The organism is Mycobacterium sp. ELW1, from assembly GCF_008329905.1.
Lineage (GTDB): Bacteria > Actinomycetota > Actinomycetes > Mycobacteriales > Mycobacteriaceae > Mycobacterium.
Genome location: NZ_CP032155.1, coordinates 90,928 through 107,065, shown reverse-complemented (window position 1 = coordinate 107,065; position 16,138 = coordinate 90,928). Strand labels below are relative to the sequence as shown.

At 67.1% G+C, this 16,138-nt stretch carries 14 protein-coding genes and 1 pseudogene; 4 read left to right on the top strand and 11 right to left on the bottom strand.

What is annotated here, in order from left to right; all coding sequences use genetic code 11:
- The first annotated feature begins 15 nt into the window (after positions 1 to 15).
- Positions 16 to 3,705, top strand: coding sequence for a Calx-beta domain-containing protein (locus D3H54_RS00555; RefSeq protein ID WP_210419625.1), 3,690 nt, complete (start codon positions 16 to 18; stop codon positions 3,703 to 3,705).
- Positions 3,612 to 4,271, top strand: a complete 660-nt coding sequence (locus D3H54_RS00550) for a hypothetical protein (RefSeq protein ID WP_168214737.1) — start codon at positions 3,612 to 3,614, stop codon at positions 4,269 to 4,271. The genes D3H54_RS00555 and D3H54_RS00550 overlap by 94 nt, the downstream gene beginning before the upstream one ends.
- A 34-nt stretch (positions 4,272 to 4,305) precedes the next feature.
- Here the strand turns inward: D3H54_RS00550 and D3H54_RS00545 are convergent, their stop codons facing one another.
- The 7 genes and pseudogenes from D3H54_RS00545 to D3H54_RS00515 form a co-directional block, all read right to left on the bottom strand.
- Positions 4,306 to 5,580, bottom strand: coding sequence for a maltokinase N-terminal cap-like domain-containing protein (locus D3H54_RS00545; protein WP_149383263.1), 1,275 nt, complete (start codon positions 5,578 to 5,580; stop codon positions 4,306 to 4,308).
- A gap of 81 nt (positions 5,581 to 5,661) precedes the next feature.
- Positions 5,662 to 6,734: pseudogene (locus tag D3H54_RS00540) on the bottom strand (NADPH:quinone oxidoreductase family protein).
- 7 nt (positions 6,735 to 6,741) lie between these two features.
- A complete protein-coding gene (locus D3H54_RS00535; protein ID WP_149377392.1) occupies positions 6,742 to 7,227 on the bottom strand; it encodes a GreA/GreB family elongation factor in 486 nt (161 codons plus the stop codon).
- 97 nt (positions 7,228 to 7,324) lie between these two features.
- The gene (locus D3H54_RS00530; RefSeq protein ID WP_149377391.1) at positions 7,325 to 8,374 is read right to left on the bottom strand and encodes an ABC transporter ATP-binding protein; all 1,050 of its coding nucleotides are present in this window, start codon (positions 8,372 to 8,374) and stop codon (positions 7,325 to 7,327) included.
- Positions 8,371 to 9,087 (bottom strand): ABC transporter permease, encoded by a 717-nt coding sequence (locus tag D3H54_RS00525; protein WP_149383262.1) that lies wholly within the window; start codon positions 9,085 to 9,087, stop codon positions 8,371 to 8,373. The genes D3H54_RS00530 and D3H54_RS00525 overlap by 4 nt, the downstream gene beginning before the upstream one ends.
- 65 nt (positions 9,088 to 9,152) lie before the next feature.
- Positions 9,153 to 10,016 carry an ABC transporter permease gene (locus D3H54_RS00520; RefSeq protein WP_149377390.1) on the bottom strand — a complete coding sequence of 288 codons (864 nt, stop codon included), beginning with the start codon at positions 10,014 to 10,016 and terminating at the stop codon, positions 9,153 to 9,155.
- 8 nt (positions 10,017 to 10,024) lie between these two features.
- Entirely contained in the window at positions 10,025 to 11,140 is a 1,116-nt protein-coding gene (locus D3H54_RS00515; protein ID WP_149377389.1) for an ABC transporter substrate-binding protein, read from the bottom strand.
- A 120-nt stretch (positions 11,141 to 11,260) separates the two neighbouring features.
- On the opposite strand from D3H54_RS00515, the gene D3H54_RS00510 reads away from it, so the two are divergent.
- Positions 11,261 to 12,067: a HugZ family pyridoxamine 5'-phosphate oxidase gene (locus tag D3H54_RS00510; RefSeq protein WP_149377388.1), complete on the top strand. Its 807-nt coding sequence runs from the start codon at positions 11,261 to 11,263 to the stop codon at positions 12,065 to 12,067.
- On the opposite strand, the gene D3H54_RS00505 is transcribed toward D3H54_RS00510, so the two are convergent.
- Genes D3H54_RS00505 through D3H54_RS00495 form a run of 3 tightly spaced genes read right to left on the bottom strand, consistent with a single transcriptional unit; the run spans position 12,064 to position 13,573 of the window.
- A complete protein-coding gene (locus D3H54_RS00505; RefSeq protein WP_149377387.1) occupies positions 12,064 to 12,312 on the bottom strand; it encodes a hypothetical protein in 249 nt (82 codons plus the stop codon). The two genes, D3H54_RS00510 and D3H54_RS00505, sit on opposite strands and share 4 nt — an antisense overlap.
- The gene (locus D3H54_RS00500; protein WP_149377386.1) at positions 12,309 to 12,515 is read right to left on the bottom strand and encodes a DUF3072 domain-containing protein; all 207 of its coding nucleotides are present in this window, start codon (positions 12,513 to 12,515) and stop codon (positions 12,309 to 12,311) included. Before D3H54_RS00500 ends, D3H54_RS00505 begins: the two co-directional genes overlap by 4 nt.
- Positions 12,516 to 12,568: 53 nt before the next feature.
- Positions 12,569 to 13,573, bottom strand: a complete 1,005-nt coding sequence (locus tag D3H54_RS00495; protein ID WP_149377385.1) for a VWA domain-containing protein — start codon at positions 13,571 to 13,573, stop codon at positions 12,569 to 12,571.
- Positions 13,574 to 13,667: 94 nt separating this feature from the next.
- Here D3H54_RS00495 and D3H54_RS00490 point away from each other — a divergent pair, with 94 nt between their 5' ends.
- Positions 13,668 to 14,672, top strand: coding sequence for a VWA domain-containing protein (locus D3H54_RS00490; protein WP_210419624.1), 1,005 nt, complete (start codon positions 13,668 to 13,670; stop codon positions 14,670 to 14,672).
- On the opposite strand, the gene D3H54_RS00485 is transcribed toward D3H54_RS00490, so the two are convergent.
- Positions 14,628 to 16,034: a cytochrome P450 gene (locus D3H54_RS00485; RefSeq protein ID WP_149377384.1), complete on the bottom strand. Its 1,407-nt coding sequence runs from the start codon at positions 16,032 to 16,034 to the stop codon at positions 14,628 to 14,630. The genes D3H54_RS00490 and D3H54_RS00485 overlap by 45 nt on opposite strands.
- Between the last annotated feature and the right edge of the window lie 104 nt (positions 16,035 to 16,138).

Below are 16,138 nucleotides of genomic sequence, written 5' to 3'. Positions count from 1 at the left end.
AGGAAGGGCATAGCAATGAATGCTGCGGCACGTCATACCGGGGATGCAGCCAAGATCGCCATCGACGGCCCCAAGCGCGGACCGCGCCACCGCCGGCGCAGGCAACCGTACGGCTGGCTGGGAGTCGGGGCGCTGAGCCTGGGCGTCGGCGCCGCCCTGACAACAGGCTCTGGGCTGGCACATGCGGATACCGCTGGCGCATCGTCCACCGACAGCGCGGCGCGCGACACCTCGTCCGGCAAGTCCCCCGGTGGCCATACCGCGCGCCAGCAGACGCCGAAGACCGCCACCGCCGGATCGGCTTCAACGGGTACCGAGTCCCCGAAGGCATCCGGCACGCTAACTTTCCGGCCCACCCCGCGACCGTCGTCTGGCAACAGGACGACGACGGATACCACGTCGGTGCGCACCAGAACGGTCGAATCGAACAGCAACGTGACGCCGGCTTTGACGGACACGCTCACCGGTGCCGCGCCGGACGCCGCCGCAACACCGGCCGCGGCGCGAATGCCGGCGCCCGCATTCGCGCCGCCGAGTCTGCTGCAGGTCCCTGTTTCCCTTCCGTCGCCGGCGCAGGTTCTGCGCTCGCTGGGGATCGCTCCGGTCATCCCGGCCCTGCCGGTCGGTAACCCGCTTCACGATCTGCTTGCCGGGTTGTACCGGCAGACGCAGTCGCTGCTGGCCATGCCGCGGGCCACCGGGAAAGCAGCCGCGCTCACGAGTTCGACACCCACCGCCACCTACAGCGTGGTCTCCGACTGGGGGTCGGGCCACACCGCCAACATCACCGTGACCGCAGGTAGCGCCGCCGTGAACGGCTGGACGGTCGAATTCGATTCACCCGCACAGATCACCAACATCTGGAACGGCCAGATCACCAGCCACGTCGGCACCCACTACGTGATCAGCAACGTGGCCTACAACGGTGCCGTCGCCGCAGGCAAGAGCACGACCTTCGGCTTCCAAGCCACCCCGGGGGCGCTCGCCTCGGCACCGACCAACCTCAAGGTCAACGGTGTCGCCGTCAGCACCCCGCCGACCACCCCCAGCGTCTCCATCGCGGATGCGACAGTCGCCGAAGGCAACAGCGGCTCGACCAACGCCACCTTCACCGTCACGCTGTCGAAGGCCGCCACCACACCCGTCACCGTCGGCTACACCACCGCGAACGGCACCGCCACCGCCGGAGCCGACTTCACCAGCACCACAGGCACTCTCACCTTCGCAGCCGGCGTGACCTCCCAGACCGTCACCGTCAAAGTCGCCGGTGACACGACCGTCGAACCCAGCGAAACCTTCACCGTCACGCTGTCCAACCCCTCCGGGGCGACCATCTCCCGCGGCACCGCCACCGGCACCATCACCAACGACGACGTCGCGTCGAACCCGGGCACCAACTCGGTCACCTACAGCGTGGCCAGTGACTGGGGTTCGGGCCACAACGCGAACATCACGGTGACCGCAGGCCAGAACCTCAATGGCTGGACTGTCGAATTCGATACTCCCGCACAGATCACCAACATCTGGAACGGCCAGATCACCAGCCACGTCGGCACCCACTACGTGATCAGCAACGTGGCCTACAACGCCACCGTCGCGGCCGGCCAGAGCACGTCGTTCGGCTATCAGGCCACCCCGGGCGCCGTCGGTTCGGCGCCGACCAACCTCAAGGTCAACGGTGTCGCCGTCAGCACCCCGCCGACCACCCCCACCATCTCGATCGCCGATACGACGATCGCCGAAGGCAACAGCGGCTCGACCAACGCCACCTTCACCGTCACGCTGTCGAAGGCCGCCACCACACCCGTCACCGTCGGCTACACCACCGCGAACGGCACCGCCACCGCCGGAGCCGACTTCACCAGCACCACAGGCACTCTCACCTTCGCAGCCGGCGTGACCTCCCAGACCGTCACCGTCAAAGTCGCCGGTGACACGACCGTCGAACCCAGCGAAACCTTCACCGTCACGCTGTCCAACCCCTCCGGGGCGACCATCGCCCGCGGCACCGCCACCGGCACCATCACCAACGACGACGTCGCGACAACACCGGGCCTCAGCATCTCCGACGCATCGGCGACGGAGCCCGGTTCCACGGGAATCGCGGCAGGATTCCTGCACACCTCGGGCAACCAAATTCTGGATTCCCAAGGCAAACCCGTGCAGATCTCGGGCGTCAACTGGTTCGGCGCGGAGGGCACCAACGGTGTGCCGGACGGCCTGTGGACCCGCAACTACAAAGACATGATCGACCAGATGTCAGCCCAGGGCTTCAACACCATTCGCATCCCGTACTCCAGCGCGATGCTGCACACCACGGCCGCACCGTCCGGTATCAACTACAACCTGAACCCCGACCTGCAAGGGCTGTCCCGTATGCAGGTGCTGGATCAGATCATCGCCTACGCCGGTCAGAACGGGATGCGGGTCATCCTCGACCACCACCGCAGCACCGCCGGTGCGGGAACGAGTGAGAACGGCCTCTGGTACAACAGCCAATACTCCGAAGACCAATGGGTCTCCGACTGGCAGATGCTGGCCACCCGCTACAAGGACAATCCGACCGTCATCGGTTTCGACCTTCACAACGAGCCGTACAACGGGACCTGGGGCGGCGGCGGCACGAACGACTGGGCACGGGCGGCGGAACGCGCCGGAAACGCTGTTCTGCAGGCGAATCCGAATCTACTGCTGTTCGTCGAAGGCGTCGGCACCTACCAAGGCCAGAGCTACTGGTGGGGCGGCAACCTGATGGGCGTGAAGGACCGCCCGATCGTACTCACCGTGCCCAACCGGGTCGTCTACTCACCGCACGACTATCCGAACTCCGTGTACGCCCAACCGTGGTTCCAGACCGCCAACTTCGGGGCCAACCTGCCCAGCGTCTTCCGCAAAGCCTGGGGCTACATCTACGAGGACAACATCGCGCCGATCTACGTCGGCGAGTTCGGCACCAAACTCACCGATCCCAAGGACGTCGTCTGGTTCGAGGCGCTGACGTCCTACCTGTCCGGCGATTTCGACAACAACGGCACGGTCGACATCGCGGCCGGGACCGAGGACATGAGTTGGACGTACTGGTCGTGGAACCCCAATTCCGGTGATACCGGCGGCATCCTGGCCGACGACTGGAAGACGATCAATCAGAACAAGATGGCCTACCTGACGCCCATCGAGTTCTCCGGAGGAAGCGGCACGTCGGTGGCGTCGTTCGTGGTGACGTTGGCCGCGCCGTCCACTCAGAAGGTGACGGTGCAATACGCGACGTCGAACGGCACCGCGACCGCGGGCCTCGACTACCTCAGCGTCACGGGCACAGTCACTTTCGCGCCGGGCGAGACCCAGAAGATCATCACGGTTCCGGTGAAGAGCGACTCCCTGACGGAAAACAGCGAGACGTTCACCGTCATGTTGTCGAATCCTTCCGGGGCGACGCTCACCGACGCAACCGGCATGGGAACGATCCTCGATCGCCCGGTGGGTACCTCCACCGGCAGCGGCACGCAGACACCGCCGACCGACCCCGGGATGCCGATGCCCGATCCCCCGCAAGCGGCCAGTACACCGACATCATGTCGTTCGGTATGTTCCACGGCAGCAGCCACACCGGTATGGACGCGCTCGCGGGCGGCCGGACGGCCATCACAACCGAGGCGCTGGTCGCCTACAACGACCAACGCAAGTTCGCCGGCCTGGGCACGGTAGCCCTCGAGGATGTCGGTGATTGGGCGTTCGCCAACAAGCTGACCAACAACGCGCAGGCCTGGAACCAGGATCTGCAGGGCGTCGGACTGTATTACGCCATGCAGGGCGCGAAAGTCGGCTGGATAGCCGACGACAAGTACACCCCGCAGATCGTGGCGGACATCGAGCGGACAGCGCGGCTCGGCTCGGCAGCCGATGTGATGGCCATGGTCGCGCAGTACGGCCATACCGGCTTCGCCGAGTACCTGATGAACACCGGTGGTCAGACGGCCTTCATCGACACCCTGAAAATGGAGCCGCACTACGGCGGATGGATGCACGATCGGGCAAATGGCCGCCTCGTCCTGGAGGGCTCCGCCACCGCCCACGACGTCAACCATCTGACCGTTCTCAGCCACGATCAGATGCAACCGTTCATGAACGACACCTGGGACTGGCCGCAATGGCCCGCACTGGACGTCTCACGCAAGCGGGTGATCGAGTACTTCCAGAGCATGGTGGCGCTGGGCGATCCGCTCGGCAACAACCTGACCGCACTTGACCGTTCGGTGCCGGTGTCGCTATGAGTTACCGAGGATCCGCGCCGCGCGTGAGGTCTGCTCAGCCGACCAGGCGGGCGATCGAACGCATCGGGATGTTCAGCCAGTTGGGCCGGTATCGGGCCTCGTAACCGGCCTCGTAGACCGCCTTGTCCAACTCGTAGGCGGCCAGCACCGCAGCATGATCGCGCGGGTCGGTGCCGGCTTCGGCGGCGTACCCGTCGCAGAACGACGCACAGTTGCGGTCCACCCAGTCCTTCACCCGGGCCGCCAGTTCCGGGTCCGGGGTTCGATCCACCAGCTGCTGATACGCCGCGTACTCGAACGACCGCAACATTCCCGCGACGTCGCGCATCGCCGAATCGGGCCTGCGCCGCTCCGCGACCGGCTGGCCCGGCTCGCCCTCGAAGTCGATCAAGAGCCAGCCGTCGGCGGTGCGCAGCACCTGGCCCAGGTGCAGGTCGCCGTGCACGCGCTGAACGACCACCGGCTCCTCGGCGACCTTGGCGTAGCGCTCCTCGATCGCGGCCCGATGCTCGGCGAGCTCCGGCACGGCCGCCGCGGCGGCGGCCAACCGCTGGCGCATCACGTCGACGGGCAGCTGATCGGTCGACGTCCCCAACTCCTGAGCGAGCGTGGCGTGCACCGACGCCACCGCCATGCCCAATTGGTAGGCCTCCCCCGAAAAGCCGTCGCCGGCGCCGTCGGCCGTCAACGCGCGGGTACTCGCGGTGGCCATCTCCCAGCCCTCGGTCGAATTCGCGGCGAAAGCCGTCACCATCCCCAGTGGGCAGGGCTGGCCGTCCATGGTGGTGTCGACCGAGCCCAGCAGCCGGGCCACGTGCCGGTTCTTGGCCCGGCCCAACACCCGGTTCAGTTCGATATCGGGGTTGATCCCGGCGGCGACCCGGCGGAACAGCTTGAAGATCGCCTGGTCGGCGAACACCACGCTGGTGTTGCTCTGCTCGGCCGTCGACACCCGCGGGGTGACCTCGAGCGGCAGGGCGACGCCGGGCTCCTTGGTGAAAGTGACGTCGCCGATCGTGGTGCCCGAGTCCATCAGCGACAGCAGGAACCGCGCCGACGACGGGTCATGCAGGCCGTCGAACGCGCCGTCGGTGATGATGGCGCCGACGTTCGCGGGCGGAGTCGAATCCCATTGCACCACAACCTGATACCGCTCGACAGCTCCGGTGGTGTAGGTGACGTCGACCAGCATGAGGTCGAGCTGTGGCCGCAACGGCACCACGACGGCGGTCTCAGCGGACACCAAGGTTCGGGTGCGACCGGCGTACCACCGTTGGGTCGGCAGCCACTCGGTCCAGGGCAGGGTCACCGGTGAGCTCATCGCTTCTCCTCGCACGGGCACATCTAGGTTCCACTACCCGCCGGCGCGTGAACCGAACCGTCGCCCAGGTCAGTCCCTGACGCGGACCACGACCTTGCCTTTGGCGGTGCGATTCTCCAGCGAGGCGACCGCCGCGGCGGCCTGCTCCAGCGGATAAATCTCGGGCTGAGGCGCGGCCAGCGCACCGGAGATCAGCAACTCGGCCAGCCCGTCCCACTGCTCGGTCAACGCCCCGGGATGCGTCATGGTCCAGGCACCCACAAAAAAAAAAACAAGAAAGAAAAAAAAAAACAAGAAAAAAAAAGAAAAAGAAAAGAAGAAAAAAAAAAAAAAAAAAAAAAAATGGTCCAGGCACCCCAGCCGACCCCGACGACATCGATGTTGTTGAGCAGCAGCCGATTTACCTTGACGGTGGGAATCTCACCTCCGGTGAATCCGACCACCAGCAGCCGCCCGGCCGGCGCCAGCGAGCGCAGCGAGTCGGTGAACCGGTCGCCGCCCACCGGATCCATGACGATGTCGACACCCTTGCCGCCGGTCAGCTCGGCGACCGCGTCCTTGAACCCGTCGGCCAGCACGACGTCGGTGGCACCCGCCGCCCTGGCCACGTCCGCCTTGTCCTCGGTGCTGACCACCGCGATCACCCGGCTGGCGCCCAGCGCGGGCGCGAGTCGCAGCGTGGAGGTCCCGATGCCGCCGGCCGCGCCGTGGACGAGCACCGACTCGCCCTCGGCCAGCCTGCCGCGCACGGTCAGAGCGAAATACACGGTCAGGTCGTTGAACAACAGGCCGGCGCCGGCTTCGAAGCTGACGTTGTCCGGCAGCGGGAACACCCGGTCCGGTGTGAGCACCACGGTCTCGGCCATCGCGCCGGTGATCATCGTCAGACCGACCACCCGGTCACCGGCTTTCACCGGGGCGTCCGCGGGAGCGGACCGCACGACGCCCGCGACCTCAGCCCCCAGGGTGAAGGGCAACTCCGGCTTGTACTGATAGAGCCCGCGGGTGAGCAACGCGTCCGGGAAGGCCACCCCGGCGGCATGGACGTCGACCAGGATCGCGCCCTCGTCGGTCGGCTCGTCGATATCGACCAGCTGCACCGATTCCGGACCGGCCAGCTCGGTCACCCGTATCGCCCGCATCACACCTCTATCGCTCGTTCGGAATGTCGATGGCCAGCAGCTCCACCTGCAGCTCGCCCCGTGGCGTCGAGTAAGTGACGGTCTCACCAGCACGGCGCCCGAACAACGCTAGACCGAGCGGACTGTCTGAGGTCAGCGTGGTGTCCTCTTCGCCGGCCGGCGTCTCTTCCAGGAAGTGGATGATCCGCATGCGCACCGGCTCGTCACCAGGGAAACGCACGGTCACCTCGGTGCCGTTGGGCAGTTGCCCCGGGGCGTCCGCATTTCCCCCGGCGAGCAGCCAGGTCAAGCGGTTGATCTGCTCGTCGACGCCGGCCAGATCCTCCGACCGTTGCAGCGCGTCAGCGGCGTCGCCACGGTCGCCTACGGTGTCGGCGTCGCCCTGCAGTTCGGCCCGCATCTGATCTCGGCGGCGACGCAGATCTGCCAGCTCTTCTTCGATCCGGTCACGTTCCTGCGCGGTGAAATTCGGCGTTCCCTCATCCTGAACCATGCCCGACAACGTACCGCCGCGCGATGCACAACGAGTCAGAACTGGGAGCGCAGATACGGCCCTCGATGTCGCTCCGACGTCTGACTCGATGCGCGGACTAGCCTGCAGGCACCACCAACACCTCGGGCTGCTCAACGCGGGCAGCGACGCGATCACCCAGGGTCAGCCCGGCGGCATGGGCACTCGAGCTCTGGGCGACCAGCCGGGTGCCGTCGTCAAAGGTGCAGTGGATCAACGAGATCGGGCCCAGGAACGACACCGAGGCGACGGTGGCCGGACCGTCGGGGGCGGCGTCGATCCGCACCGACTCCGGTCGCACCAGCGCGACGCCGGCGCCCGCCGCCACCGAGCCGGTTGCCGCAGGCAGTGTGGTCCCCAGCAGGTGGACCCGCCCGTCGGTCACCTGGACGTCGAGCCTGTTGTTCAGGCCCACGAACTCGGCGACGAACGGGGTGGCGGGATGGGCGTAGACATCGGCGGGCGCGGCGATCTGTTCCAGCCGGCCCTGATTCATGACGCCGACGCGGTCGGCGACGGCCAGAGCTTCCTCCTGGTCGTGGGTGACGAACAGCGTCGTCGTGCCGACTTCGAGTTGTACCCGCCGGATTTCGTCGCGCAGCTGCGCCCGCACCTTCGCATCGAGGGCCGACAGCGGCTCGTCCAGCAGCAACACCCGCGGCTGGATGGCCAGGGCACGCGCCAGTGCCACCCGCTGCTGCTGGCCGCCGGAAAGCTGGCTGGCGTACTTCTGCTTGTGTTCGGACAGCCCCACCAGATCGAGCATGTCGGCGGCCTTGGCGGTGCGGTCGGCTTTGGACTTGCCGCGCAGCTTGAGCCCGAACGCGACGTTGTCGAGAACGGTCAGATGCGGGAAGAGGCTGTAAGCCTGAAACACCATCCCCATGTCCCGCTTGTTGGGTGGCACACCGGTGATGTCGGCGCCATCGACGGCGACCTGGCCCGCGGTCGGCTCGTCGAGCCCGGCCAGGATCCGCAGCGCGGTGGTCTTGCCGCAGCCCGACGGACCGAGCAGGGCGACCATCTCACCGGGCTCCAGGTGCAGTGTCAGTCCGTCGAGCGCGTGGACGGTCCCGTTGTAAACCCTTGTCACATCCCTGAAATCGACGGCCACACCGTTTCCGGTCATCGGCTTCCTTTCCCGCCGACGACGCCGGCGTGCCGGTGACGGCGGGTCACCAGCGAGAGGATCAGCAGCAGAACGAACCCGAACACCAGTGTCGCCAACGACGCCGCCACCGAGGTCGGCCCGTCGCTCTTGCCGATCGCGACGATCACCACCTGCAGGTTCTGGTATCCGCTCAACGACGCGATGGTGTACTCGCCCAGCACCACGGCGATGGAGATGAAGGCGGCCGACAGGATGCCCGACCAGATGTTGGGCACCACGACTCGCAGGATCGTAGTGGTCCAGCCCGCGCCGAGGGAACGTGCCGCTTCGGCAAGTGTTTTCAGGTCGATCGACGACAGGGCGCCATCGAGGGATCGATACGCGAACGGCAGTACGAGGACCACGTAGACGAACGTCAGCGTCAACGCCGACTCCCCGAGGAAGTAGACCACCCACAGGTAGACGTTGCGCAGCCCCACCACGATCACCAGCGCGGGGATGGTCAAGGGCAGCAGACAGAGGAACTCGACCAGCCGTTTGCCCCACGGCGCGCGCAGGCGCACCCAGATCATCGTCGGGACCAGGATCACCAGCATCAGCACAACGGTGAACGCTGCCAACAACAGCGAGACGATGATCGCCTGATACAGCATCTCGTTCTGTATCAGGTTCTTCCACGCCTGAAGCGTGCGTCCCCCGTGAATGAGGTTGCGGGTACTGAAGTCCGCCATCGCATAGAGCGGGAACAGGAAGAACACCCCGAACAGCGTCAGCAGCGCCGCCCGCCCGACCCGATTCACTGCAGCCACCTCGACGTCCGCCGCACCAGCAGGTTGTAGGCGACCATCACGACGGCGACCACGACCACCATCTCGAGCGCCAGCGCGTAGGCGAACCCGGACTGTCCGAGCACGACCTCCGACGTCAGGGCCGAGCGGATGAGCAGGGGCAGGATCGGGCTGCCCTGGCTGACCAGTGCCGCGGCGGTGGCGTAGGCGGCAAAAGCGTTGGCGAACAACAACAACGCGGACCCGAGGAATGCCGGTGTCAGCAGCGGGAAACCCACCTCCCGCCAGTACGCCCACCGGGAGGCGCCCAGGCTGACCGCGGCCTCACGCCACTCCGCTCGCAACCCCTCCAGCGCCGGGGTGAACACGATGACCATCAACGGGATCTGGAAGTAGGTGTAGACCAGCATCAGGCCGCGCAACGAGTAGAGCCAGCCGTCACCGGCCAGGTTGAGCCCGAACCGGTCGAACACCCAGACGGTCAGCACGCCGTTGAGGCCGATCGTCGCCAGGAAGGCGAATGCCAATGCCACGCCGCCGAATTGGGCGAGCACGCTGCACAGCGACAGCACCACCCTGCGCATCGGTGACGTCGGCGAGCTGGTGACCACCAGCCACGCCAGCACGGCACCAAGAACCGCTCCGATCGCGGCGGTGACCGTCGAGAGCAGCACGCTCTTACCCAGGGCGGCCAGCGCGGTGCCGGAGAACAGCAATCCGATTCGCTGCAGTGAGAACACCCCGTCCAAGTAGAACGCGGACACGATCACCGTCGCGGTCGGGATGATCAAGAAGACCGTCACGAACACTCCGAACGGCACCAACGGAAGTGCTTGCCGGAGAAGCTGGGCCGGCGACTGATGGCGGAGCACGCGACGCGTCAGCCCATCGCTTTGGCCCAGTTGTCGGCCAGGTATCGGGTCGCGGCGTCGGTCTGAGCCTGGGTCAGGATGACGGGCTTGCCGCTGATCGGCGGCAGCTTCTCGTAGGCGGCGGTGTCGATGGTGCCGGCCTTGACCATCGCGTCGGCCCGCACCGGTCGCGCGCCGCCGGCCAGGTACAGGTTCTGGCCCTCGTCGCTGAAGAGGAACTCCTGCCACAACCGGGCGGCCGCCGGATGCGGCGCGTCTTTGTTGATCGCCTGGAAGTAGTACCCGCCCAGCACCGCGTCCTGTGGCACGAACACCTTCCAGCTGGGCAGCTTCTTGGTTTCGGCGGCGTTCAGGTAATCCCAGTCGATGACGATGGGCGTCTGGCCGGACTCGATGGTCGCCGGCGTCGGGTCGACGGGCAGGAAGTTGCCCGCCTGCTTCAGCTTGGCGAAGAAGTCGACGCCGGGCGCGACCTTGTCGGCTGAACCACCCTGGGACAGGGCCACCATCGCCACACCGGAGAAGGCGGCGCCGGCCTGGGTCGGATCACCGTTGAGTGCCACCTTGCCCTTGTAGTCCGGCTTCAGCAGATCGTTGACGGTGCTCAGGTCCGGAACCTTGGCGGAGTCGTAGCCGATCGACATGTATCCGCCATAGTCGTTGACCAGCGATCCGTCCACCGCCTTCATGTCGGTCGGAATGCTGTCGAAGGTCGCGACCTTGTACGGCGCGAACATCGCTTTGTTGGCCAATGCCACCGACTGACCGAGGTCGAAGACGTCCGGTGCGGTGCTGCGGCCCTTCTGCTGATTGGCGGCGTTGATCTCGTCCTGGCTGGCGGCGTCAGGCTGAGCGGAGTTCACCTTGATGCCGTACTTGTCACCGAACGCCTTGATGATGGCGCCGTAGTTGGCCCAGTCCGGCGGCAGGGCGATCACGTTGAGCTCGCCCTCCTTCTTGGCCGCCGCGATCAGCCCGTCCATGCCGCCGAAGTCGGCCATCGACGTGGCTTGGCCTGCGGCGGCGCCGTTGCCGCCGCCGCTCTTCTTCTCTGGTGGTGCGCAGGCGACACCAGCGACCACGACAGCGGCCGCGACAACAGCGATCAGACGTACGTTCCTCATGACCGAACCTTCTTATGCCTTCGAAGCGATGCGGTGGCGCCGCGGCATCCGCGGTGTTTCGTGACGGTGAACGAGATCGTCACGACAATTCGACCCTAACCTCCGCGGTATCGTGCCGACGTGGCATCACGCGATCATGGCGACCCGGGCGACGCCCCTTCGGTTCCGCCGCCGCTGACCGCCGTGGTCGACGCGACCCGGCCCTCGGCGGCGGAGGAAGCTCGCAGCATCGCGGCCTCGACCAATACCGCGACACTGGCCTCTCTGACCGCGGCCGGTGATCCGTGGGCCTCGTTCGTCACCTATGGACTGCTCGACGGTCAGCCGGTGCTGTGCGTGTCGAACATGGCCGAGCACGGCCGCAACCTCGCCGGCGACCCGCGCGCCAGTCTTGCCATCGTCGCGCCCACCACCGAGACCGACCCGCTGGCCAGCGGGCGGATCACGCTGGCCGGCGTCGCGGAACGCCCGACCGGAGATGAGGCCCGCGCCGCGCGCGACGCACATCTGGCCGCCGTCGCGGCGGCGAAGTACTACGTCGACTACTCCGATTTCACGCTCTGGGTGCTGCGCGTGCACCGCGTGCGCTGGGTCGGCGGGTACGGCCGGATGGATTCGGCCACCGCCGAGGACTACGCGGCGGCCACAGCCGACCCCGTTCGCCCCCAGGCCGCGGGCGCCATCGCCCACCTCAACGCCGATCACGCCGACTCGCTGGTGGAGATGGCACGCGCACTGGGCGGCTACCCGGACACCACGGCCGCGGTGTGCACCGGTGTCGACCGCTACGGGCTCGACCTTCGGGTCGACACCCCGCGCGGCGCGGGCTACACCCGGGTCGGGTTCGGTGGACCGCTGTCCTCGGCCGACGAATTGCGCTCGGCCTCAGTGGAATTGGTGAAACGGGCCCGGGGCGCGGGACACTAACCGCCCAGTTCGGAGACCGCGGTGTCCAGGGCTGCGGCCTGCTCGGCGAGTTCACGGTCCGAGAGTGCCTCTCCGCCGGCCTGCTCGATCAGCTCCGCACGGGTGATCACCTGCAGCGCCCCGCGGTAGTCGTCAGTGTCCAGGGCGGACGGGCCCACCACGTCAATGCGGCCCTCGATGAGAACCAACACCGCGTCGGAGTCACCGTCGAGAAGCCGGCGAACATCATCGGAAGTGATCATCAGGTGCCCCGTCCGGTCGTCTTCTGCAGCTCATCGATCATCTCCGAGGCCTGCGCCTTGGTCAGCTGCTCGGGAACTTCGACGCCGGCCTCCTGCGCCAGCGTGCCGAGGTAACTGCGCTGCGGCCCGGTCATCGGCTCATCGCCGGTCACCCACTCGTCCGGGTCTTTGGCGGGGTTCTCGTTGGGCGCGGTGTCGTCGCTCATCCGGCTGGACCTCCTCTGCGTGTCGCATTAGCTATGCCCACCCGAGCGCACATCTACGCGGGCAGGTTCCGGTTCACTGCCAGCGCGAGAAACGCCGCGACGGTCAGCATCACCACGGCCAGCCGCAGCCAGCCGGTGGTCGCGGGCGCGCTGATCGTCTGGTAGCCGACCTGCTGGAGGACCGCCCCGTAGCTCTTGTTCAACTCATCGATGTTGGTGGCGGTGTAGTTCTGTCCACCCGACAGTTCTGCGATTCGCTTCATCTGGGTGCCGTCCGACGGCACCGGGATGGTGTCGTCCTTGAGGGTCACCACCCCGTCCTGGGTGCCGAACGTGATCGTCGAGACCGGCACGCCCTGGTCCTTGGCGGCTCGCGCGGCGGTGAAGGCCCCGCGGGGGTTGTCCGGATTGGCGGGTTTGTTCTCGCCACCGTCGGACAGCAGCACGATGCGCGCCGGCGGTGGTGTCGCATCGCCCGCGCTGAGCACGGTGCTCACGGTCTGGATCGACTCCAGCGAGGTGAACAGCGCCTCCCCGGTGGCGGTGGAATTGTCCGGCTGCAACTTGTCCAATGCGGTGACGGTGGCCGCGTGATCGGGGGTCGGGGACACCAGCAGATTCACGTTGCCGCCGAACGAGACCAAGCCAAGGTTGACCCCCGGGGTCAGCTGTTTGGCGAACGTCTTGGCCGCATCCTGCGCGGCCCGCAGGCGGGTCGGGGCAACATCTTTGGCCTGCATCGACTGTGAGACGTCGATGACCAACATCACGACGGCCCGGTTGCGCGGGATGCGGGCCTCATGGGTGGGTCCGGCAAGTGCGACGATGAGCAGCAGCAGCGCACAGATCGACAGCGCAATAGGCAAGTGCCGCAGGCGATGTGGCCGCCTCGGTGTCAGCCGCTGCAGCGCCGCCGCCTCGCCGAACTGCCGCAGGCGCCGCCGTCGCTGGACCTGCCCGAGGACGTAGAGGACCAGCAGCAGTGCGGGTATCACGGCCAGCGCCAGCAGGCCGGGATGCGCCAGCCCGCTCAGGGGCAACGAACCGATACCGGGCAACAACCCACTCCTGTCGTCACTGTCGGCCAGCCCCAAGGAACGGTGGCTAACGTGTCCTTTGTACCGGGGTTAGTTGAGAGGTGGTCCCGCCGGCGTGGATGCTGTGAAATCGCTGTCACTTTCGGGCTTCACAACCCCGTGGCTGTTCTGCTACCTCGTGGTCGTCGGCGTTGCCGTGGCCGTCTACGTGCTGGTCCAGCGGAGCCGACGCCGGCGGGTGTTGCGCTTCGCGAACATGGCGGTGCTGGAGCAGGTCGCCGCCGGTCAGAAACCGCGCAGATGGCGGCATCTGCCCGCGGCCCTGCTGGTGGCGGCCCTGGCACTGCTCACCACCGCGATGGCCGGGCCCACCCATGACGTGCGGATCCCCCGTAACCGGGCCGTCGTCATGCTCGTCATCGATGTCTCCGAATCGATGTCGGCCACCGATGTCGCTCCCAGCCGGATCGAGGCGGCCCGCGAGGCGGGTAAGCATTTCGCCGACATGCTCACTCCGGGCATCAATCTCGGGCTGGTGAAGTTCTCGTCAGGGGCCACGCTGCTGGTCGCGCCGACGATCGACCGCCAGCAGGTCAAGCAGGCGATCGACAAGTTGGTCCCCGAGCCGCGCACCGCAACGGGCGAGGGCATTTTCACTGCGCTGCAAGCGATTGCGACCACCGGGGCGGTGATGGGCGGTGGCGACGGGCCGCCGCCGGGCCGCATTGTGCTGGAGTCCGACGGCAAGGAGACGGTGCCGCCGGATCTCGACGCTCCGCGTGGGGCGTTCACCGCCGCGCAGGCCGCCAAGGAGCAGGGGGTGCCGATCTCGACGATTTCGTTCGGCACGCCGAACGGCGTGGTCCAGGTCGACGGTCAATCGATCCCGGTTCCGACCGATGACGACTCGCTGGCGCGGATCGCCGATCTCAGTGGCGGCCAAGCCTTCCGCGCCACCAGCCTCGGCGAGTTGAACCGGGTGTACTCGACCCTCGACGAGCAGATCGGATACCAAGTGGTGCGCGGTGACGCCAGTGCGGGCTGGGTGGCACTCGGCGCCCTTGCCCTGGCGTTGTCAATCGGTGCGGGCGTTCTGCTGAACCGCCGACTCCCCGCCTGACGCAATTCCCAGCAGATTCCCAGGAGCCGCCCAGTCGGTCGAGGCTCGGGTGTCGGACCGCCGGTAGACCACCGCCCGGCCACCGTCGGCCGGGGCGTTGGCGATCCCCCTGGAGTGGTACGCCTCGCCCGGTGCGTCGGTGGGCACAAAAGTGAACTCGCGCAACAGCGTTCGCAGGGTGACGTTCATCTCCATGTTGGCGAACGCGGCGCCGATACAGCGGCGGATCCCGCCGCCGAACGGGATCCAGGCGTAGTTGTCCGGCGGGTTCCCGATGAACCGGTCCGGGTCGAATGCCGACGGTCCGCTGAATCGGTCGGGGTTGGTGTGCGCCATCGGGATGCTGACGATGACCACATGACCTTCGGGAATCACCCACTCCCCGAGGCGGATTCGCTGCAACGCGCGCCGCGATGTGCCGTCGATGACGGGCCGCAGCCGTTGCACCTCCCAGATCGTCGCCTGCTGTAATTCGGATCCGCCGGCGTCGGCTTCCGCGGTCAGCCGCTCCAACAGCTGCGGGTGCCGGCGCACCCGTTCGACCAGCCATGCCAGGGTGGTCGCGGTGGTCTCGTGTCCGGCGGTCAGCAGGGTCAACAGTTCGTCGGCGATGTGCCGGTCGGGGATTGCCGAGCCGTCCTCGTAGCGCGCCCGCAGCATCAACGACAAGACGTCCGGGCGCTCGTCGAAGGCCGGGTCGCGACGAGCGTCGGCGATCAGGGAGTCCACGATCTCGTCGTAGCGCCGTCGGTGGCGCAGCATGGCGCCGCCCGGGCTGCGGGGGCCGAAATCGCGCCGAAAAACTCTCGGCAGCAACGCCAGCCGCGACCCGACTGCCACCAGACGGGGCAGCTGTTCGCGCAATTCGTCGAATGCGGCACCGTCGGCACCGAAGACCGCGCGCAGGATCGCGTTGAGCGTGATCCGCATCATCGACGGCAGCGTGTCGAATTCGACACCCTCGGGCCAGTGCGCGACCTCGCGCAGCACTTCCTCTTCGATGATGGCCTCGTAGCTGTGCATGCGCTTGCCGTGGAACGGCGGCACCAGCAGCTTGCGTCGCTCGCGGTGCTCCTCGCCGTCGAGGCTGAACGTCGAGCCCGGGCCCAACACCTCGCCGAGATTGGTGGCCCGGCCCACCAGATCGCTGCCGGTGGTGAACAGCTCTTTGATCAGGGTGGGGTCGCTGATCAACACGGTCCTGCCGAAGATCGGCAGATTCAGGGTGACCGCCGACCCGTATCGCCGGCCGAGGTTGCCCACCACCGCCCGCCGTGCGGTGAGAAAGCGAATGCCCTGCAGCAGCCGTGGAGCGTTCGGGCCGGGCGGGAGTCGGACCGGATCGGTCGTCGCGTGCGCCATGGTTCCCATCCTCCGCCTCGGTACGTCGCTGTACCGGTCACGGTACGCCGATGTACCGGGCGATACAACGGCAGCGGGCCGGGGCCTTCCCAGTACTGTTGACC